Source organism: Pseudomonas iranensis, assembly GCF_014268585.2.
GTDB lineage: Bacteria > Pseudomonadota > Gammaproteobacteria > Pseudomonadales > Pseudomonadaceae > Aquipseudomonas > Aquipseudomonas iranensis.
This window is the reverse complement of sequence record NZ_CP077092.1, coordinates 2,444,440-2,464,376: the sequence shown is the minus strand read 5'-3', so window position 1 is coordinate 2,464,376 and position 19,937 is coordinate 2,444,440. Positions and strand designations below refer to the sequence as shown.

20 protein-coding genes and 1 pseudogene are annotated in these 19,937 nt (G+C 60.7%); 13 read left to right on the top strand and 8 right to left on the bottom strand.

Going from position 1 to position 19,937, the window contains the following annotated elements; translation table 11 throughout:
- From HU724_RS11045 to HU724_RS11010, 8 genes are all read left to right on the top strand, one after another.
- Positions 1-1,002 (top strand): polysaccharide deacetylase family protein, encoded by a 1,002-nt coding sequence (locus HU724_RS11045; RefSeq protein ID WP_024012445.1) that lies wholly within the window; start codon positions 1-3, stop codon positions 1,000-1,002.
- Positions 999-2,306, top strand: coding sequence for an oligosaccharide flippase family protein (locus HU724_RS11040; RefSeq protein ID WP_056784521.1), 1,308 nt, complete (start codon positions 999-1,001; stop codon positions 2,304-2,306). Before HU724_RS11045 ends, HU724_RS11040 begins: the two co-directional genes overlap by 4 nt.
- On the top strand, positions 2,303-4,222 hold the full coding sequence (locus HU724_RS11035; RefSeq protein ID WP_186565426.1) for a hypothetical protein: 1,920 nt from the start codon (positions 2,303-2,305) through the stop codon (positions 4,220-4,222). Before HU724_RS11040 ends, HU724_RS11035 begins: the two co-directional genes overlap by 4 nt.
- A gap of 61 nt (positions 4,223-4,283) precedes the next feature.
- Positions 4,284-4,973, top strand: a complete 690-nt coding sequence (locus HU724_RS11030; RefSeq protein WP_186565428.1) for a GNAT family N-acetyltransferase — start codon at positions 4,284-4,286, stop codon at positions 4,971-4,973.
- Positions 4,974-4,977: 4 nt separating this feature from the next.
- Positions 4,978-6,168 (top strand): GNAT family N-acetyltransferase, encoded by a 1,191-nt coding sequence (locus HU724_RS11025; protein ID WP_186565430.1) that lies wholly within the window; start codon positions 4,978-4,980, stop codon positions 6,166-6,168.
- Positions 6,165-6,857: an N-acetyltransferase gene (locus HU724_RS11020; RefSeq protein WP_186565432.1), complete on the top strand. Its 693-nt coding sequence runs from the start codon at positions 6,165-6,167 to the stop codon at positions 6,855-6,857. Before HU724_RS11025 ends, HU724_RS11020 begins: the two co-directional genes overlap by 4 nt.
- 230 nt (positions 6,858-7,087) lie before the next feature.
- Entirely contained in the window at positions 7,088-7,381 is a 294-nt protein-coding gene (locus HU724_RS11015) for a type II toxin-antitoxin system RelE/ParE family toxin (RefSeq protein WP_186565434.1), read from the top strand.
- Positions 7,382-7,383: 2 nt separating this feature from the next.
- Positions 7,384-7,692: an addiction module antidote protein gene (locus HU724_RS11010; RefSeq protein ID WP_039762818.1), complete on the top strand. Its 309-nt coding sequence runs from the start codon at positions 7,384-7,386 to the stop codon at positions 7,690-7,692.
- 115 nt (positions 7,693-7,807) lie between these two features.
- Here HU724_RS11010 and HU724_RS11005 read toward each other — a convergent pair whose 3' ends face one another.
- Positions 7,808-8,605 carry a class I SAM-dependent methyltransferase gene (locus tag HU724_RS11005; protein WP_186565436.1) on the bottom strand — a complete coding sequence of 266 codons (798 nt, stop codon included), beginning with the start codon at positions 8,603-8,605 and terminating at the stop codon, positions 7,808-7,810.
- Positions 8,606-8,913: 308 nt separating this feature from the next.
- On the opposite strand from HU724_RS11005, the gene relB reads away from it, so the two are divergent.
- Both relB and HU724_RS10995 read left to right on the top strand, forming a co-directional pair.
- Entirely contained in the window at positions 8,914-9,105 is a 192-nt protein-coding gene (gene relB / locus HU724_RS11000; RefSeq protein WP_038862015.1) for a type II toxin-antitoxin system RelB family antitoxin, read from the top strand.
- Positions 9,095-9,364: pseudogene (locus HU724_RS10995) on the top strand (type II toxin-antitoxin system RelE/ParE family toxin). Before relB ends, HU724_RS10995 begins: the two are co-directional and overlap by 11 nt.
- A 76-nt stretch (positions 9,365-9,440) precedes the next feature.
- Here HU724_RS10995 and HU724_RS10990 read toward each other — a convergent pair.
- On the bottom strand, positions 9,441-10,340 hold the full coding sequence (locus tag HU724_RS10990) for a LysR family transcriptional regulator (protein ID WP_024012435.1): 900 nt from the start codon (positions 10,338-10,340) through the stop codon (positions 9,441-9,443).
- Positions 10,341-10,555: 215 nt separating this feature from the next.
- Between HU724_RS10990 and HU724_RS10985 the strand changes: the two genes are divergently transcribed.
- Both HU724_RS10985 and HU724_RS10980 read left to right on the top strand, forming a co-directional pair.
- The gene (locus HU724_RS10985) at positions 10,556-11,578 is read left to right on the top strand and encodes an alpha/beta hydrolase (protein WP_186565438.1); all 1,023 of its coding nucleotides are present in this window, start codon (positions 10,556-10,558) and stop codon (positions 11,576-11,578) included.
- A 108-nt stretch (positions 11,579-11,686) separates the two neighbouring features.
- Positions 11,687-13,114 (top strand): mechanosensitive ion channel family protein, encoded by a 1,428-nt coding sequence (locus tag HU724_RS10980; RefSeq protein ID WP_186565440.1) that lies wholly within the window; start codon positions 11,687-11,689, stop codon positions 13,112-13,114.
- Between the two features lie 209 nt (positions 13,115-13,323).
- Here the strand turns inward: HU724_RS10980 and ycaC are convergent, their stop codons facing one another.
- The 6 genes from ycaC to HU724_RS10950 all read right to left on the bottom strand — a co-directional run bounded on the left by ycaC (position 13,324) and on the right by HU724_RS10950 (position 19,259).
- On the bottom strand, positions 13,324-13,947 hold the full coding sequence (ycaC, locus tag HU724_RS10975) for an isochorismate family cysteine hydrolase YcaC (protein WP_016774080.1): 624 nt from the start codon (positions 13,945-13,947) through the stop codon (positions 13,324-13,326).
- A 68-nt stretch (positions 13,948-14,015) separates the two neighbouring features.
- Positions 14,016-15,854, bottom strand: coding sequence for an amidohydrolase (locus HU724_RS10970; protein WP_042609477.1), 1,839 nt, complete (start codon positions 15,852-15,854; stop codon positions 14,016-14,018).
- A 40-nt stretch (positions 15,855-15,894) separates the two neighbouring features.
- Positions 15,895-16,521, bottom strand: a complete 627-nt coding sequence (locus tag HU724_RS10965) for an antibiotic biosynthesis monooxygenase (protein WP_186565442.1) — start codon at positions 16,519-16,521, stop codon at positions 15,895-15,897.
- A complete protein-coding gene (locus HU724_RS10960) occupies positions 16,514-16,927 on the bottom strand; it encodes a DoxX family protein (protein WP_186565443.1) in 414 nt (137 codons plus the stop codon). Before HU724_RS10960 ends, HU724_RS10965 begins: the two co-directional genes overlap by 8 nt.
- 370 nt (positions 16,928-17,297) lie before the next feature.
- Positions 17,298-18,221, bottom strand: a complete 924-nt coding sequence (locus tag HU724_RS10955) for a LysR family transcriptional regulator (RefSeq protein WP_039762138.1) — start codon at positions 18,219-18,221, stop codon at positions 17,298-17,300.
- Positions 18,222-18,275: 54 nt separating this feature from the next.
- Positions 18,276-19,259, bottom strand: coding sequence for an MBL fold metallo-hydrolase (locus tag HU724_RS10950; protein ID WP_186565445.1), 984 nt, complete (start codon positions 19,257-19,259; stop codon positions 18,276-18,278).
- Positions 19,260-19,495: 236 nt separating this feature from the next.
- Between HU724_RS10950 and HU724_RS10945 the strand changes: the two genes are divergently transcribed.
- A complete protein-coding gene (locus HU724_RS10945) occupies positions 19,496-19,927 on the top strand; it encodes a helix-turn-helix domain-containing protein (protein ID WP_186565447.1) in 432 nt (143 codons plus the stop codon).
- Positions 19,928-19,937 lie beyond the last annotated feature (10 nt).

Below are 19,937 nucleotides of genomic sequence, written 5' to 3'. Positions count from 1 at the left end.
ATGGCTATCAAACAACTGATAAAACGCACCAGCGGCTGGCTCTATCTCAACTCGTCCGTGGGGCGCAGCCAGTTGCACGGGGCCGGAGTCATCCTGATGCTCCACCGAGTGCTGGCCAACGACCGTGCCGCCAACCTGCCACACCGCAATGAACTGTGTGTCGGCCCGCAGGCGTTCGAACACTTGCTGATATGGCTGCGCAAGCATTTCGATTGCGTGCCGCTAATGGAGTTGTTGCAGCCCAACGCCCTGCGCACCGAGCGCCCGCGCGTGGCGCTGACCTTCGATGACGGCTGGCGTGACAACGCGGTCAATGCCTATCCGCTGCTGCAAAAATATCAGGTGCCGGCGAGCATTTTTCTTTCCACCGATTTCATTGGCAGTCGGCAACGGTTCTGGTGGGAAAGCGTCGGTGAAACGCTGTGGGGCAGCCATGGCGAAAAGGCGCGCATGCACCTGATCGAGCACCTGCGCATCACCGGTCATCCGCTGCCGGTGCTGCTCGACGATATCGATGTCGACCGGCGCAGCCTGGCACTGCTGCATTACCTGCAAGGGCTGAAGAGCCTCGATCCGCAGGAACTCGAACGTCTGACCAATGAGTGTCCGCCGGATTCTCTGCCACAAGCGCTGGACTGGCATCAGGTGCGCGCCATGGAAGCGTCCGGTCTGGTGCGCTTCGGCCCCCACGGCGCCAGTCATGCGATCCTCACTGGCCTGGATGACATGCGTCTGCACGAAGAAATCAGCCGCAGCCGCGACGCCCTGCACAACGGCTGCAATCGGCCACTGCCGGTGTATTGCTACCCCAACGGCGACAACGATGAGCGCGTGCGCGAGCAGGTCGCCAATCACGATTATCCGTTTGCGCTTGGCACGTCCACCGGACTCTATCGCGGCGCCGGCGACCCGCTGAACCTGCCGCGCTTCGGCGTCAGCCAACGTACCGCGCGCAATCCGGAGCTGCTGTCGCTACGGATCTTTCGCGGGGCACGGCCATGAGTCGCGGCAGCTACATCAAGCACCTCGCCCTGAGCATGGGCACCAAACTGGCGATGATCGCCCTGCGCCTGCTGCGCAATGTGTTGCTGGCGCGGATTCTCGGGCCGAGCGAACGCGGTCTGTTCGCGCTGCTCAGCACCCTGCCGGATCTGATCAGTGCGGCGACCAGCGGCGGCCTGAATTCAGCGGTCGGTTATCAAGCGGCTAACCAGCGGCCGATGGGGCTGTTGCTCGCCCAGGTGCTGGTGTTCGGTTGTCTGCTGGCCGGGCTGCTGACGTTGCTGGTGGTGGCGCTGGCGCGAGAATTCGGCAGCGAACTCGACGTCACGATGCAGCTCGGTCTGCTGGCGTGGCTGTTGCTGCTGGCGGTACCGCTGACCGTGCTCAAAAGCGGCCTGCTGACCTTGCACAACGCGTCGGGTGGCGTGGTCGCCTTCAATGTCCTGCGTCTGATCGAATCGCTGGCGCCATTACTGCTTTTTGTTGCGCTGTTCTGGATGTGGAAAGAGGCGGCACTCGAAGCGGCGCTCATAAGTTGGCTGGCCGGTATCAGCCTGGTGGTACTGGTGGGCTGGATGTGGCTCAAACGCGCACAGCCGCTGCAACTGCAATGGGATCGTGCAAGCCAGAAGGAGCTGCTGAAATTCAGTGCACGCAGCCATCCGGACCTGCTGTTCCAACAGGTGATCCTGCGCTCCGATTACTTGTTCATCGGCGCCCTGCTCGGTAGCAGCGCGCTCGGCCATTACGCCATGGCCAGCGCCGCTGCTGAACTGTTGCTGATCGTTCCGGAAGCAGTCACCACACCGCTGATGAAGCGTCTGCTGCAACAGGACAAGGGCATGGACAAGGTCACGCCGCTGGCGCTGCGCCTGACCGCGACGGTAATGCTCTGCGCCTGCGTCACGATGGCGCTGATCGGCGAATGGCTGATCATCATCCTGTTCGGCGTCGCCTACCAACCCGCGTATCCGGCGCTGCTGGCTTTGCTGCCGGGGCTGTTGGGCCTGTGCTACGCAAGCATTCTGCGCCTGGACCTGATCGGCAAGAATCGCCCTGCCACCGTCTCGCTGATGATGGGGGTGGGCGCGTTGCTGAATCTGGGCCTGAATCTGCTGCTGATCCCGAGCTACGGCATCGTCGGCGCAGCGGCGGCGTCCTCGATTGCCTATCTGGCAGTGACCCTGGCGATGCTGGTGCTTTATTGCAGGCTGAGCGGCGTACCGTTCTGGCACACGCTGTTCATTCTGCCCGGCGATCTCAGCCCGATGTGGCTGATGCTGCACCGCAGGAAAGCCGCATGAAGCGCCTGGCCCTGCTGTTCGGACTCGGCATGACGCTGAATGCCTTCGCTGCGCCCATGCAGTGGGGCGACATCCGCGATGGCAGCCTGTATCTGCAAGCCGACCGCCCGGATACAGTCACCGTGCGCTGGGTTCCGGCGTGGCAGGCCGAGGCCAATGAAGAGCATATCTACCTGCTTGACGGCCATGGCCGCTTGCAAGGTGATCGCTTCATCAAGGCCAGTGAGGTTCGCGGTTCGCAAAGCTGGCCGCTGGTGCCGGGAGCTGCCGGTTATCGCCTGGAGATTCCCGGCTACAGCTTCCGTAGTTACTGCGTCGAGCATGACGCAACCACCGTGGCGCTGTTCAGTCCGGCCAAAGTGCATTTCAGCGTCGAAACCCGCAATGGTACTGAGCTGTTTTTCCAGGTCGCACCGGGAGAGCATGCGGTGCTGAACGGCAAATACCATGGCGGCGTCAACGCGCTGCAAGCACAGCGGGTGGACGATGGACAACAGCTGTCGCTGGCCCTCAAGCCCCACCGCGCCTATTGGCAATTCGATCAAGTGGCCTTGCCGGTCAGTGACCGGCCTCAGGTCTGGCGCTTGCGCCTGCAGGGCAGCGGCAAAGCGGCGTTCTGGCTCGATGGCACGGACAACCTGTTTGCGCAGAATCCGCAGCAGCTGCAGCCAGTGCATGAAGAATCGGGTGAGGTCCGCCTGACCCTGCACGCCATGGTGCTCGGGCGCACTCCGGATCTGGGCATCGCGCTGCCCAATCTGATGCCGCCCGCGAGCAGTCATGCCGCATTGGATGCGTTGAAACCGAGTGCGGCGAGCTACTACAGCTACGTTGACATAACGTCGAAAAGTGCCCGCTTCGAAGACCCGGTTCGTCAGCTTTATCAGACGCGCTTCGGCATCCGCCAGGACATCACCCTGCTGGCCGGCACCGGGCGTCAGGCCAATCTGCGCGCCGATGTGCAAAGCAGCAACGGCCTTGAGACGTGGCTCGCCGGCACTCGTGCCTTGGGTGGTCAAGGCACGCATTACATCGGCTTCGCCGACGAGCCGAACCTCAACTATTCGAGCTACGACGAATACCGCTCGATTTTCGTCAGCATGGCCCGCCAGGTGCGCAGCGATCCCGCCAACGCCAGGGCCGGCGTGCGCATCGCCATGCCGGCCAGTTCGCGCCTGGTCAACGGCCCGTTCGCCAATAACGCCGCAGACAAACGCGGGATCGATTGGGCACGGCGTCTGCTCAGTGAAGCGCCCGATCAGATTGACGCGTTGGCCTGGCACGAATGGATGATCCGCGACCTGCTCGCCACTCGCGTCTACCGCGACAGCGTGCGCCGCGCCGCGCAACTGGTCGGCCTCGACGCAAAGGGTCAGCCGCGCAAAGCCTTGCTGCTCGATCAGACCAATCTGTCCAGTGGCTCGAGCCTGAGCCCGTACGACCAGGAAACTCATTACGCCGCGCTGTGGTGGGCATCGGTGGTCATCAATGCTTCTCAGGACGGTTTGCTGAGCATGCTCAACTGGTTTCAGGCGGCCGACGAACCGCCCTACGCCAAGGGCATGGTGCGCGTGTTGGCCGGCGATCGCTTCGAGCTGAAACCGGTGGGCCTGGCCCAGCAATTCATCGCCCGGCATTGGCTGCCGCACGTGCTGCAACTGGATAACGACGCCTTCGAAGTGGACGTACTGGCGATGGCCGGCGACGAGCAGCGCACGTTGCTCGGGGTGAACAAAGGCACGCGCCTGCAACGCGTTGCTCTGAGCGGTGCCAAGTGCCCGCTCAACCAAGGCGCCCTGCATTTCTTCGGCGCTGACAATCGCGCCCGCGACGCACCATTTGCCTGCGAACACGGGCGCGTGCGTTTCGAATTACCCGGGCAAACCCTGTTTGCCCTGAACTGGAACGCTTCATGAACCGCCCCTCCGCCCTGCGAGCGTGATGCTGCGCGCGGCACTTTCATCAGGAGAAGAGACCATGGAAATCTTGCAAAAACTCAGCGGACATATCCGTCGCAAAGGTCTGCGAGCGACCTTGGCGAAGATCCGCAGAATGTACATTTTTGCCCATCAGCAACTGCTGTGGATGGAACGTGATCTGGTCAGCCCCGTGCCGCCGCATAGCCTCAAACCCTACCCGCCGCTGCGCGTAATGGAGATCACCGCAGACAACGCCAGCGCCTTCACCCGTTACTTCGGCGACCGTGTCGGCGTCATGGCCGAGCTGGCCAGTGAGGGTCATACCGGGCATATGCATGTCGACGAGCAAGGCGATGCCGTTGCGTTCATCTGGGGTACGCCGCGCGACTATTTTGATCGGCATTACTACCGTTGCCGGTTCCCGGTGAAACCTGGCGAGTTCTTCGAATTCGGTGGCGAAATGACCCGTGCCTACTGGGGCAGCGAATTGTCAGTCGATGTGCAAGTGCGCCTGTGGCAAGCCATGGCTGAGAAAGGCTGCCGCAAAGTGGTCGATGTCTGTGACTCGAGCAACATCCCGGCGCTCAAGCTGCACCTGCGCATGGGCTATACCGAACAACAGCGGATCATGAATATCTACACGCTGTTCGGTCGCTGGCGCTTTTACCGCGAAACCCGCTACAGCGGCTCGCGCCTGGAGGCACTGCGGAAAAATTCTCGTCCACCTGTCCCAGCAACGGCGGCCTGAACCTATGGTGATGCGATTTGAATGGCGCACCTCGCTGTGCGCTGCCGACTTCCCGGCAACCGCGTATGAAACGCTGCGCCTTCACGTAGCCGATCACACGCCGTTCAACCACCTCGGCTGGTTGTGCGCAGCAGAGCAGGCGTTGGAAGAGAATCAGTGCCTGCACGTTCTGCTCGGCTGGGAAGCAGAGGCTTTGCGCCTGTGCCTGCCCCTGGTGTCCAGCCGCGAACGCTTCGCGGGCGTGCCATTTCGCGTCTTGCGCCACTTGGGTTATCCGCTGGCCGATCGGTTGGCCCTGCTGTCGTTGCTCGGCGCAGAGGATATGCGCGATGCGCTGATGCTGATCCGTCAGCGCCTGCCCCATGCGCTGCTGCAACTCAACGAACTGTCGGAACCTGCTGGGGAAGAAAGCGCCCTCACCGATTGGATGGCGCTTAGCTCTACTGCTGAACGGCGCCTGAGTTGCCGGGTGCCGGTGCATCTGATCAGCGACGCCGACCATCAGGAAGTCTCCGGCGACCCGCGCTACAAACTGCGTCGGGCGCGCAAACGGATTGCCGCGTGCGGCGCTCAAGTACGGCGAATCACTCCCGATGCGCTGTCGATGCCTACGGTTTTACAGGCGTTGCAAGAAGTCGAGTCGGTCAGTTGGAAAGGTGACGAGGGCGTCGGCATTTTCGCAACTGACCACAGTCGTCAATGGATACAGAACGCCTTCACCGCCCTCGCCGCTCAAGGGCTGGTGCGAGTGGTGACGCTGGAGCTGGACGGCCGCTGCATCAGTTATCGGCTGGGCCTGCTCGAGCAGGGCCGACTCTACGACTACAACCTGGCGTTCCTGCCGCAACATGCCGATCTGGGCAGCGGTCGGGTGCTGCTGGAGGAATGGATTCGCTGGGGCCTGGCCGAGCAATGGCACTGGATCGATGCCTCGCGGGTCAGCCTGGAAAACTCCAGTCATCAACTGCACGAGCGCATGACCGGACAACTGGAACACTGGCGCTGGAGCTTCTACTCATGGCGCCCCAGTGGCTTGCTGCTGGGCCTGGGGCTGCGTCTTTGGTACTGCGTCAAACCGGCCCTGCAAAAATGGCGCGCACAGCGTGCCGGCAAACCGAAAGCGGCAAATACATCCGCAACACAACCTGCAACTTCATCCACCACACCTGGGCTAGCGCCTCGGAGAGCATCATGAACGTCATCGACAAACTGCTTCTGCGCATCAAACAAAAAGGCCTGCGCCGCACCCTTGGCGCGTTCGGCAAACGTTATGTCTTCGCTCACCGTGAATTGCTGTGGATGGAGCGCGATCTGGTCACGCCGATCGCGCCAAACAAACTGCGCCCCTGTGAAGGTTTACATAGAGTCGACATCACCGAGGACAACGCCAAGGCTTTCGGCAAGTACTTTGGTGACCGTGTGCAGACCATGGCCGAATTGGCCGCTGAAGGGCACACGGGGCACATGTACCTGGACCAGGAAGGCCACACCGTCGGGTTCGTCTGGGCCAGCACCCGCGACTATTACGATCGCCACTTCTACCGCTACACGTTCACGATCGAGCCCGGTGAGTACTTCCAGTTCGGTGCCGAAATTGCCCGCCCCTATTTCGGCAGCACCTTGACCGTCGACGCACAGACCGCACTTTGGCAAGTCATGGACGCCGGTGGGTACAAAAAAGTGGTGGATATCTGCGACAACGCCAATATCCAGGCCCTGAAGATGCATGTGCGTCTGGGCTACAAGGAACAAGGGCGTATCACCCATGTTTACGACCTGTTCGGCCACTGGCGCTTCTTCCGCGAAACGCGCTACAGCGAGTCAAGGCTGGAGGCGCTGCGCAAGCCGGAAAGACCGGTAGTCAGTGCGCCGGCGCAGGCTTGATTCAGGCTGAATATTTGCGGCGGTTTTGATACCGCCATCGCGAGCAGGCTCGCTCCCACACTGGAATGCGTTTCCCTGTGGGAGCGAGCCTGCTCGCGAAGAGGCCAGTAGCTGCACCCGCAGCTCTCACAAGCGATTGGCTGGTTGACTACAAACTGTGACGACACTTCCAACATCCAGTAAAGACTTGGCCGACTGTTTTTCCGTATCCACTTGGATACAGTCGAGCAATGACTTATCTTATCCAGCAAACCGCAATATTCCAGGCTTGGCACCGTTCGATTAGAGACTTGCGCGCCAAAGTGGCTATCGCCCGGCGTATTGATCGGGCGTCAACAGGCAATCTAGGCGACGCCAAATCGGTGGGCGATGGAGTCTCTGAGATGCGTCTGGATGTTGGCGCGGGCTACCGGGTGTATTTCACAATCCGCAATGGCACAGTAATCATTCTGCTGGCCGGAGGCGACAAATCCTCACAAAGCGCAGACATCCGACGCGCACAAAAAATGGCAAAGGAGGTTTAACCATGAGCCAGACTTTGACGAATTTCGACATGGTCGCGCTGCTGGACAGTGATGAAGCCATCAGTGAGTACCTGTCACAGGTGCTTGCAGACGGAGACAGCGAAGAATTCCTTCGCGCGATCGGCTACGTGTTAAAGGCGCGAGGAATGACGCAGATCGCCAAGAATTCAGGCATGGGTCGCGAAAGTTTGTACAAAGCTTTTGCTCCCGGAGCGAAGCCGCGCTTTGACACAGTGTTGAAGGTGATTCATGCGTTGGGCATTGATCTTTATGCGCAGCCGGGGCACGTAGTCAATCACGCCGTTCCCTGAATTTTCTGGCGGTCACAAGGCCGCCATCGCGAGCAGGCTCGCTCCCACATTGGGATGCGTTTCCCTGTGGGAGCGAGCCTGCTCGCGAAGAGGCCAGCCGTCGCAAAAAAGGTTCTCAGGCCTTGCTCACCACCAGGCTAAAGCACATCGGCAACTGCGCCTGCTGGTTCAGGTAGCAGTCATACACCTCTTCCCGGTTCGAATGCGCATATTCCTGAAAATCAACGATGCTCAGCCCCGCTCCAATGGCGCCGCTGAAGATCGCGCCCAGCGTATGCACGTACCAGTACGACTTTGCCGCCGGCTGCTCGACTTTACCTACGTAAACGATCGGCTCTTGCTGCACAAACGGCTCGGCACGGAAATACGAGCTGGCGAGGCGGTAGGGATCTTCAGCCTGCGGATCAACCATTTCCAGAAAAGGATGGGTTTCGTAGATCACCAGTTTGCCGCCCGGCTTCAGCACCTGCGCGACATGATGGAAGAATTCGCCGATGTCAGGCATCCAGTTGAGTACACCAATGGTAATCAGGGCTACGTCGAAGCGGTTATGCAGCGATGCGGGCAGATGGTGGATGTCGCTCTCGACGAATTCGGCAGTATGCGGCGAGCGGCTGTTGAGCTCGCGGGCCTGCTCAAGAAACGCTGCCGATTGATCGACGCCGAGGACACTGCGCGCACCCAGCGCAAACAGCGACAGGCTCTCCCGACCGTTATTGCAGCCCAGTTGAATCACGTCTTTGCCGTCGACGTCCAGCAAGCCGCGCAAAGTGTCATCAAGGCAGCAAAACTCTGCCTGCGCGACATCGTTGAGCAATGCCTGCCAGTCCGGCGAATCCTGATGATGACGGGCAGAATCGTTCCACGCCTGTCGATTGCTTTCGATGGCGGTTTTGGGGGTGGGCACTTCCATGGCGCTACTCCGGGTGAGGCTCGTGATTGAGCTGCGTGAGTCTAGAACAGACCCGGGGTGGCGGTTGTTCCAATGTTGTAATCACACTGCGCAGTCCTCTTCAGCGAGTCCTACAGAAAAAGGAAGGAACTCGGGATACCCCAACCGTTTTCCTACATCTTCCGTCGGTTGGCCGTCGGAAGCGCTCAGTCTAGGATTTGTCGAACTACAAGTACTCATGGAGCTCGACCCAGATGCAGTTCATCCAGACAACGACGACAGCAATCCCTGCACCGAATAGACTGCCAGGCATTGATCCCGGAGGCACTATGGACGGCAAAATCTTTCCCGACGATTCAGGGTTTGAAAACGACGAGCAGGCTGCCAGTCATGATCGCTGGTTGCGAGCCAAGGTGCAGGCGTCCAGAGATGATCCCCATCCGAGTCTCCCCCATGAGGACGTGATGGCGGACATGCATGCCTTGATCGAATCCATGCGAAAAAAGGCCGATGCAGATTGAGTGGCGGCCCGAAGCCAAGGCCGATCTTTCGAACATCCTCAGATACATTGGCTAGAGAAACTTTGCAGCCGCAGTGAGTCTCTCGAAATCCATCGAAGAATCCACAACCTCACTCTCCGTTCATCCCCATCTCTACCGTAAAGGTCGATCTCCCGGCACCCGGGAAATCGTTATACATCCTAACTACGTAGTGATTTATGAGGTGACGGATCGAATCGAGATACTTAGCGTTTTGCATACCCGACAGGAATATCCATAAAGACATAGCAGGAAAAAACGGTGTGACGTTCGCCCGATCGATAACACGCCGTTTGTTTGCCCGGTAGGCACCACTATCAAAGATTCACATGACTCTGGTTAAGCCGCTCACGCAAAAACTCCACCAGCGCCTGCACCGGCCGCGAAGCCTGGCGATGCTGCGGATAAACCGCCGACAGGGTCAGCGGCTCCGGGCGCAGGTCATCCAGCACCGGCACCAGCCGCCCGTCCTTCAACGCCGCACCGACGATGAAGGTTGGCAGATAGGTAATGCCCATCCCCTGCACCGCTGCGTCTCGCAGCAGTTCGCCGTTGTTGACGCGCATGCGCCCGGTGACGTTGATCAGCAGCGGTTTGCCCGGTGCTTCGTTGAAGCGCCATTGCACCGAGCGACCGTGGCCGTAAGGCAGGCAATCGTGGCTGTGCAGGTCTTCGGGTTTGAGTGGTGTGCCGCGTTCGGCGAGGTAGGCCGGGCTGGCGCAGTAGACCCGTTCGATGCTGGCGATGCGCCGGGCGATCAGTGTCGAGTCTTCCAGCACGCCGATGCGCAGGGCCAGGTCGTAACCTTCGCCGAGCAGGTCGACCGGGCGATCGCTCAGGTCGACCTCGACGGTGACCTCGCGATAACGCTGCAGGAACAGCGGCAGCAGACAACCCAGATGCGCCACCGCGAACGACAGCGGCGCGCTGAGGCGAATCGTGCCGCGCGGCTCGGCGGTTTCGCCGGCGATGCCCTGCTCGACCTGCTCGACTTCTCCGAGCAAACGCAACGCCGATTCGTAATAGCTCTGCCCCAGCGGCGTCACGTCGAGGCGGCGGGTCGAGCGATTCAACAAGCGCACACCGAGGCGCTCTTCCAGTTGCATCAAACGGCGGCTGACGAATTGCTTGGACAGGCCCAACTGATCGGCCGCAGCGGTGAAGCTGCCGGAGTCCATCACCTGGCAAAAAATACGCATGTCTTCGAACGGGTTCATTGTCACTCTCTGGTGGACAGTTAAACGCTTTATAGCCGCTTTTTCGCTTTTCAGCAGCCCATTAATCTGTGCTCACGGTTTGAAAACAACCCTGAACACAAAGAGCTGCCGAAGGCAGCCATCTGATCGTTGGGACGCGGAGCGTCCCCGGCTGCATTCCCACGCAGAGCGTGGGAACGATCAGAAAATCAAAATCATTCAAAAGGATTTCCACCATGAACATCGTCAAGAAAACCCTCGCCGCGTCCCTCCTCGCCCTGTCCGTCAGCAGCGCTTTCGCCGCTGGCAGCCCTGGCGTCGAACACAACACCCAAGCGTTCCTCGATGCCCTCGCCGCTGGCGGTGGTCGTCCGCTGGAGCAACTGAGCCCGAAAGACGCCCGTGCGGTGCTGACCGGTGCGCAGGCTTCGGTGAAGGTTGATCTGTCCGGTGTGGAGGTCAGCGACAAGGCGATCAAGGTCGATGGCCAGACCCTCAACCTGAAAGTGGTGCGCCCGACCAAGGTCAAAGGCGAGTTGCCGGTGTTCATGTTCTTCCACGGTGGCGGCTGGGTACTGGGTGACTTCCCGACGCACCAGCGCCTGATTCGTGATCTGGTGGTCGGCTCGGGCGCTGTTGCGGTGTATGTCGATTACACGCCATCGCCGGAAGCGCAGTACCCGACCGCGATCAATCAGGCTTACGCTGCGACGAAATGGGTGGCCGAGCACGGCAAGGACATCGGTGTCGACGGCAAGCGTCTGGCGGTGGCCGGCAACAGCGTCGGCGGCAACATGGCAGCGGTCGTAGCGTTGATGGCCAAAGAGCAGAAAACCCCTGCCCTGCGCTTCCAGCTGTTGATGTGGCCGGTGACCAATGCGCAGTTCGACGACGGGTCGTACCAGCAATTTGCCGAGGGCCACTTCCTCACCAAAGGCATGATGCAGTGGTTCTGGGACAACTACACCACCAACCCGGCCGAGCGTGCGCAGATCCATGCCTCGCCGCTCAAAGCCAGCGCCGAACAGCTCAAGGGCCTGCCCGCTGCCCTGGTGCAGACCGCCGAGTTCGACGTGCTGCGTGATGAAGGCGAAGGTTATGCGCGGCATCTGGATGCGGCCGGCGTGCCGGTGACCTCGGTGCGTTACAACGGGATGATTCATGACTTTGGTCTGCTCAATCCGCTGAGCCAGATTCCGGAAGTCAAAGCCGCGGTGCGTCAGGCGGCGGCTGAACTGAAGACTCATCTGAATCCATAAAAGCAAAAGATCGCAACCTGCGGCAGCGCCTACCCTGGAATACGATTCCCTGTAGGAACTGCCGCAGGCTGCGATCTTTTTTCTCACCAGCGTCGCGGAGTACCGGTCATGACTCTTTTCTACGCCCACCTGCTGTCCTGGAGCGCCGTCCTGCTCCTGCTCGACGCCGCACTCTGGCACTTCTCGCCCTTCAGCCACCGCGCGCCGCGAGTCGGCGTGCGTCTGGCGCTGTTTCTGGCGTTCAGCGCGCTGGTGATCAATGCCGGTGTCAGCCCGTTGCAGGCTCCGCTGTTCGCTGATGATCGCGTGGCACAACTGGGGGCGACGGCGCTGGGGATTCTCTGGTGGTTGTACGCAGCACGGGTGCTGACCGAAGTGATCGGCCTGGCGCTGATGCGCCGCATCGGTCACAGCGGACGCTTGTTGCAGGATGTCATCGGCGCGCTGGTGTTTCTGGTCGCCATTGTTGCGGCAGCCGGTTACGTGCTGGAGCTGCCAGTCAAAGGTCTGCTGGCCACTTCCGGGGTGGTCGCCATCGTGGTCGGTCTGGCGCTGCAAAGCACCCTCGCCGACGTGTTTTCCGGCATCGTCCTTAACACCACCAAGCCGTATCAGGTGGACGATCTTGTGATGATCGACGGCGTCGAAGGCAAGGTCTTCGATATCGACTGGCGCGCCACGCACCTGCTGACCAGCGCCGGCACCATGGCCGTCGTACCGAACTCGGTGGCGGCCAAGGCAAAGATCGTCAACCTCAGCCGGCCGAACAACATGCACGGCGTCTCGATCAGTATCAAGGTGCCGAACCACATTCGTCCGCGGCGGGTATTGGATGCCCTTGATCGCACCTTGCAGGGCAGCAGTTCTCTGCTGCTCAGCCCGGCGCCGAAAGCCGTACTCAAAGAGGCCGGCGAAACCATGTCGGAATACGTTGCCAGCGGTTTCATCGCCGAGCTGGGCAAGAAGAGCGAAGTGCGCAATCAACTGTTCGACCTCGCCCACCGCCATCTCGAAGCGGCGGGTATTTCCCGGCATCCCGACGGCGTGATCGAACCGTCGAGCCGTGCTCGTGTGTTGCTGGACGAGGTGAAGATTTTCCGCTCGCTGAGCAGTGAAGAACGCGATCGCCTCGCTGAGTCGATGGTCGCGCAGCAGTACACGGCCGGTCAGGTGGTGCTGGATCTGGACGAGGTGCCGGACAGTCTGTTCGTGATCGCCACGGGCGTGGTCAGCGCGACGGTGCCGGACGGCAATGGCCAGACCGAGGCCGGGCGCATGGGGCCGAGCGAAGTCATGGGTGAGCAGAGCATTCTTGCCGATACACCGTCGCAGGCGACGTTCACAGCGCTGACGTCGAGCATCATCTATCGTCTCGACAAACAGTTGACCCGTGAGTGCATGGACAAGCGCAGCGAAGTCGGCCGGGCCTTGAACAAGTTGCAGGCGGTGCGTCAGCAGAACAGTCGCCTCGCGTTGATGGCCAAACCGGTGGCGGTGAAAAAAGGTGGTTTCTTGGGTTGGTTGCAAAAACGCTGATCTGAAACTTTGAAGATCAAAAGCTCACCCCCTCACCCCAGCCCTCTCCCCCTAAGGGGGCGAGGGTGAAAGGGAGCCGATCTCCATGCGTTTCAAGAGCGGAGCTCGGCTCGGTATTGCAGGTCGATGCAACTCTAGCAAACAACGCTGTCAGTCCCCTCTCCCTCCGGGAGAGGGCTAGGGTGAGGGGCTTTTGACTTTCGACCAGATTACTTGGCAGTGAACTTGGTGTAGCTGTTGATCAGGTTGCGATAGTTGGGCAGACGCTCGGACAGCAGATGCGCCAGGCCTTCCATGTCGTTGCGCCAGTCGCCCTGCAGCTCGCAGGCCACAGCGAACCAGTTCATCAGATGTGCACCGGCGGCGGACATCCGCGCCCACGCTGCTTGTTGCACGGTGGTGTTGAAGGTACCCGACGAGTCGGTGACGACGAACACTTCGAAGCCTTCAGCGATCGCCGACAGGGTCGGGAAAGCTACGCAAACGTCGGTCACTACACCGGCGATGATCAGTTGTTTACGGCCGGTGGCCTTGATCGCTTTGACGAAGTCTTCGTTGTCCCAGGCGTTGATCTGGCCTGGACGCTGAATGAACGGCGCGTCGGGGAATTGCTCGAGCAGCTCGGGCACGATCGGGCCGTTTGGACCTGCGTCGAAGCTGGTGGTCAGAATGGTCGGCAGCTTGAAGAACTTGGCGATGTCGCCCAGTGCCAGCACGTTGTTCTTGAACTCGTTCGGCGAGAAATCCTGCACCAGCGAGATCAGACCGGTCTGGTGATCGACCAGCAGGACGACGGCATCATCTTTGTTCAGACGCTTGTAAGGAACGCTCATGGCAAAACTCCTGGATGGATGGTTGTTGCGGTAAGCGCCGGTCCTGATGACCGGCGCTTTTTTCAAACTCAGAACGCGAAGCAGGAACAGCCGAACGCGCCCCAGAAACCGGCGAAATCGCTGACCGGCGCATTCGACATCCGCGCTTTTTCATGGCTGTGGGTGTGCACGGCGCATGGCCCGCTGCACTGGTGAACCTGCGCTTGCAGCGGCGAGTTCGGGCGCCAGTGGCCCGGGACTTTGACTACCGGCGACCAGTCCGGCAGCACCGGAATCGAGCGCGGGCCGAGGTCTTCGAAGTCGCCGGCGGCGTAGACAATCTTGCCGCCGACCACGGTCATCACTGACTCGATCCACTTGATCGCTTCTTCTTCAACGCTGAAGAAGTCCGCGCTCAGTGCAGCGAGGTCTGCCAGTTGACCGACACGGATCTGGCCTTTTTTGCCCTGCTCCGAGGAGAACCAGGCGCTGCCGTGGGTGAACAGTTCCAGCGCGGTGCTGCGTGGCAAACCTTCTTCGTAGAGGGCCAGACCGCCAACGGTGCGGCCGCTGACCATCCAGTACAGCGAGGTCCACGGGTTGTAACTGGACACGCGCGTGGCGTCGGTGCCTGCACCAACCGGCACACCTTCAGCGAGCATGCGCTTGATCGGTGGCGTGGCTTCGGCGGCTTGTTTGCCGTAGCGATCGACGAAGTATTCGCCTTGGAACGCCATGCGATCCTGAATCGCAATGCCGCCGCCCAGCGCTTTCACACGTTCGATGTTTTGCGGGGTGATGGTTTCAGCGTGGTCGAAGAACCACGGCAGACCATTGAACGGAATGTCGCGGTTGACCTTCTCGAACACGTCGAGCATGCGGCTGATCGATTCGTTGTACGTGGCGTGCAGACGGAACGGCCAGCGCTGTTCGACCAAGTGGCGCACCACCGGCTCGAGTTCCTGTTCCATGGTTTGCGGCAGGTCCGGACGCGGTTCGAGGAAGTCTTCGAAGTCGGCGGCGGAGAACACCAGCATTTCGCCGGCGCCGTTGTGGCGCAGGTAGTCGTCGCCCTGATGCAACTTGACGCTGCCGGTCCAGTTCTGAAAATCGGTCAGCTCTTCTTTCGGCTTCTGGGTGAACAGGTTGTAGGCGATGCGAACGGTCAACTGGTCGTCTTTGGCCAGTTGTTCGATTACTTGGTAATCGTCCGGATAGTTCTGGAAACCACCGCCGGCGTCGATCGCACTGGTCAGGCCGAGGCGATTGAGTTCGCGCATGAACTGACGAGTAGAGTTGACCTGATATTCCAGCGGCAGCTTCGGCCCTTTGGCCAGCGTCGAGTAGAGAATCATCGCGTTCGGCCGAGCGACCAGCATGCCGGTCGGGTTGCCATTACTGTCGCGCACGATCTCGCCACCTGGTGGGTTCGGCGTGTCGCGGGTGTAGCCGGCCACACGCAGAGCGGCGCGGTTGAGCAATGCGCGGTCATACAGGTGCAGGATGAACACCGGGGTGTCCGGCGCGGCCTGGTTGATTTCTTCCAGAGTCGGCATGCGTTTTTCGGCGAACTGGAATTCGTTCCAGCCACCGACCACGCGCACCCACTGCGGGGTCGGCGTGCGATCGGCCTGGTCCTTGAGCATGCGCAGCGCATCGGCGAGCGATGGCACACCTTCCCAACGCAGTTCGAGGTTGTAGTTCAAACCGCCACGAATCAGATGCAGGTGCGAGTCGTTGAGGCCAGGGATGACGCAACGGCCCTTCATGTCGACCACTTGCGTGGCGCTGCCCTTGAGGGCCATGGCTTCGGCGTCGTTACCGACGGCGACGAAGCGGCCGTCCTTGATCGCCACGGCGCTGGCCAGTGGTTTTTCCCGGTCTACGGTATGAAATTGGCCATTGAACAGAATCAGATCGGCGCTCATCGCAGTTCCTCAAGCAAAAGTGAAAAGAAGCAAACCCCGCTCAACGCGGCGAGGTTTCTTGGGAATCGAGGTGTTCGTGGGCCTGGCTGGCTTCCAGCCAAGGCGTGAACAAACGGGTCACGGGCGGCATCACCACGTAGACCACCGAGAGGACGATGGTCAGGGTGATCAGGAACGTGGCGACCACGTAGTTGGACAGAAACGGATGCAGCGCCAGCAACGGGCCCCAGATCAGCGGCACCAGCAGGGTGTGCGGCAGAATCACCAACAGGGTGACGACAGCCTGCTTCCAGCGCGGCGGTGGCGAGCCGGCTTCGGCCAGCGGTGTGAACCAGAACTCATTAACCGGCGCGACTTCGGTCTGATCGCCGTCAGCCAGCATCGGCGCGGCTTCAGCCACCAGCGCCTGACGCTCGGAGGATTCCAGCCAGCCCTGCATCGCTTCGGTGGAGCTGAAGCGCAATACGCAAGTGTAAAAATCCAGACGCCCGCGCTTGCCGCGCACCACGTCCACACCCAAATGCCCTTCCCGCTGCCCGGCAACGCGCACGATGTTGCGCAGCCATGCTTCATAGGCCGATTCGAAACCGGCCTTGACCGAGTGTTTGATGATCAACGTGACGGTCTCATCGGCCCCCGGTACTTGTGAATTGAGGACTTCAGGCATAACGCAGCACTCCGGGCAAACGAACAGGAATCGCCAGCCGTCCGGGCCCGGCAATCAAGACAGTGGTGAAAAGAATCAACAGCAACCAGCCAAACTGCCCTTCAGCCACACTCCATTGCGGATGCACGACCAGCAGCGCCACGAGCAGTACAAAGAGAATAGGCAAGCAGGCCAAACGCGCCAGCACACCGGCGACGATCAGCAACGGGCAGAGGACTTCGGCGAAAATCGCGAGGATCAGGGTCAGGTGGGCGCCGAGGTGGAACGGGTCTTCGATCAGTCGCAGCTGTGCGGTGAAGTCCAGCAGCTTGGGCAAGCCGTGCACCCACAACAGAAACAACCCGCCACTGACCCGCAGGAACAGCAACCCCAAGTCGCGCGCCTGTTCATCCCTTGTAGCAATCATGACCCGACCCTTTGAATGTCATTGACGGGAATCATGCCAACGCCGGGGCGGAAGAAATTGGATGGGTGTGCTTAGTTGCTTTCCAGGTCACTGACGTTCTGCTGCCAGCCACAAAACATTGTGGGAGCGAGCCTGCTCGCGAAGGCGGCGGGTCAGTCACATCCACGTTGACTGGCACACCGCTTTCGCGAGCAGGCTCGCTCCCACAGGGTTTGGCGGCGTGCATTCAATTTGCAGACCACCACAAAAACAAAGTGGGAGCGAGCCTGCTCGCGAAGGCGTCAGCTCAGTCACATCCACGTTGACTGGCACACCGCTTTCGCGAGCAGGCTCGCTCCCACATGAAAACTGCTCGTGTAATAGAGAGCGGTTAAAGCGCAGGAATGTCCAGCGGCGCCGCCATGAACTGGCTGATCCGCGAGCGCAGCCATTTCTCTGCCGGGTCGTTGTCGTGCACCCCGCTCCAGGCCATCGACAATTGCGCGGCATCGATCGGGAATGGCGGGTCTTCGGCACGCAGGGCGCAGCCTTCGACCAAGGCACACGCGGCGTAATCCGGCACCGTGGCGATCATCTCGGTACCGGCGAGCAAGGCGCGCAAGCCGCTGAACTGCGGCACACCAAGAACCACCCGGCGGCAGCGGCCGATCTTGGCCAGATCCAGGTCGATGTTGCCGCTCAGATCACCGGAGAACGACACCATTGCATGCGGACGCTCGCAATATTCGTCCAGCGTCAGCGGCCCCGGACGGTCGTCGCCGCGCAGCACTTTGCAGGGAATATCACGCAGCTTCTTGCGCTTGGCATTGGCCGGCAGATCCGTGGTGTAGCTGACGCCCACGGAGATTTCTCCAGAGGCCAACAGCGCCGGCATCAACAGGTAGTTGGCGCGGCGTACCACCACGACAATCCCCGGCGCCTCCTGCTGAAGCTGGCGCAACAGCGGCGGAAACAGACCGAACTCGGCGTCGTCCGACAGACCGATGCGAAACACATCGCAACTGCTCGCCGGTTCGAACTCCTTGGCGCGGCTGACTGCGCCGGAAATCACGTCCATCGCCGGTTGCAGCTCCTTGAGGATCGCCAGCGCCCGCGCCGTCGGCTCCATACCGCGACCGTTGCGCAGCAGCAACGGATCGTCGAACAGATCACGCAAGCGCCCCAGCGCAGCACTGACCGCTGGCTGGCCCATGAACAGTTTTTCGGCAACCCGGGTCAGGTTCTTTTCGAACATCAACGCTTCGAAAATCACCAGCAGGTTCATGTCAACGCGGCGCAGATCGTTACGGTTCATGGGCGTGGTTTCCTTATCGGTGTCAGACGCGTTTTGCCACTGGCGCTGGGCACTTTACTCGATCAACGGCACTTTCGCCGCGCGTTTGTAAGGGCCGTACTCCACCGGCACCCACTGGAAATGTTTGCCCTCAGCGGTAATGTGACCGATGCCGGGGAACGGCAGATGCGCTGCTGTTACCCAGGTCTTGCTCGCGGCGGCAGCACTGAACACTGCCTGCCGACTGCTGATCGCTTTCTGACTGTTGACGTCGAAACTGATCGACACTTGCGGGTGCAAAAACTGCACAGCGAGGTTGTGCACCAGATCGCCCATGAACACGATGCTCTGCTGCTGCGAGGTGAAGCGGTACGTGGTGCTGCCCGGCGTGTGGCCGGCTTCGAGGGTTGCTTCGACCAGTCCCGGCAATGGCGACTGCCCGGCGGCAAACGTCTTGAAGCGACCGGCGGCAACGTAGGGTGCCGTCGAATCCTGGGCAATTTTGAAAAATTCTTTGGCTCCCGCCGGGGCCTTGGCCAGCGCTGCCGGATCAAGCCAGTAATCGGCCTCTGCCTTGGCCGCAAAGACGGTGGCATTGGCGAACAGCGGCTTCTTCTGTGCATCGACCAGACCGCAGACGTGATCGAGGTGCAGGTGCGTCAGCAGAACCGTGTCGACCTGCTCAGGCTTGTAGCCGGCGGCCTGCATGTTGGCCGAGAGTTGGCCTGCGGTGGCGCCGATGCATTGCCCTGCGCCGGTGTCGACCAGAATCAGTTGTGTGCCGGTGTTGACCAGAAAGGCATTGAACGCCGTCTGCACGCCCGGGGTTTCAATCGAACGGCGTGCGAGCAGCGCGCGAATCTGGCTCTGGCTCATGCCCTGCAACAACTTCGGCGACAAATCGTTGTAACCGTCGAACAACGCGGTGACTTCGTAATCGCCCAGCGCCAAGCGGAAATACCCCGGCGCCTGAGTGCCCATCTGCGGTGCCTGCGCCATCGCGCCGGACATTGCCAGCATGACCGCCAGGGTCGTTGCTCCTTTCATCAAGCCTTTCATTGCATTCCCCTTTGATCCTGGCCAACGGCGGCCGCGCTTTGTCGACATCGTCGCGCAAAGCGCGGGGCGGTGACTTGCAAGGATGTGCTGAGTTCCAGCCTGAGCGAGGAAATTAACAACGATTAACTCGTCAGCCTCACGCCCTCGCCCAACAATGAAGCCCTCTGCGCAGCGTTGCTTTTTTGACCTGAGGGAATGCGCCGACCGTGTATTCCCCACCGACACGGACCTTGGCCATGGCTTATCTACAGCAAACCGTCGCCTTCGCCCCTGCCTGCGAACCGCGGAAAAACACGACTGGCGGACTCAGTCCGCAGCGCGAACGCCAGATCAAACAGTTGATCCTCGATCGCTTGGGCGAAAGTCTGGAAGTGGCGGAACTGGCCCGCGCCTGCTCACTGTCACGCAGTCATTTCTCCCGCGCATTCAAGTGCAGCACCGGCGTGTCGCCACAGGACTGGATCCGCGCCCAGCGCCTGGCCCGGGCCAAGTTGCTGATCCAGCACACCGACCTCAGCCTCACGCAAATCAGCCTCGAATGCGGCTTCTGCGATCAGGCGCACTTCTGCCACATGTTCACCCGCAGCGAGGGCATCAATCCCTTCGCCTGGCGCTGTCGAGTCATGGGCAGACCGAAAAACAACGCAGCGCAGCCTGCGGTGTTTTGACTGCTGCCGT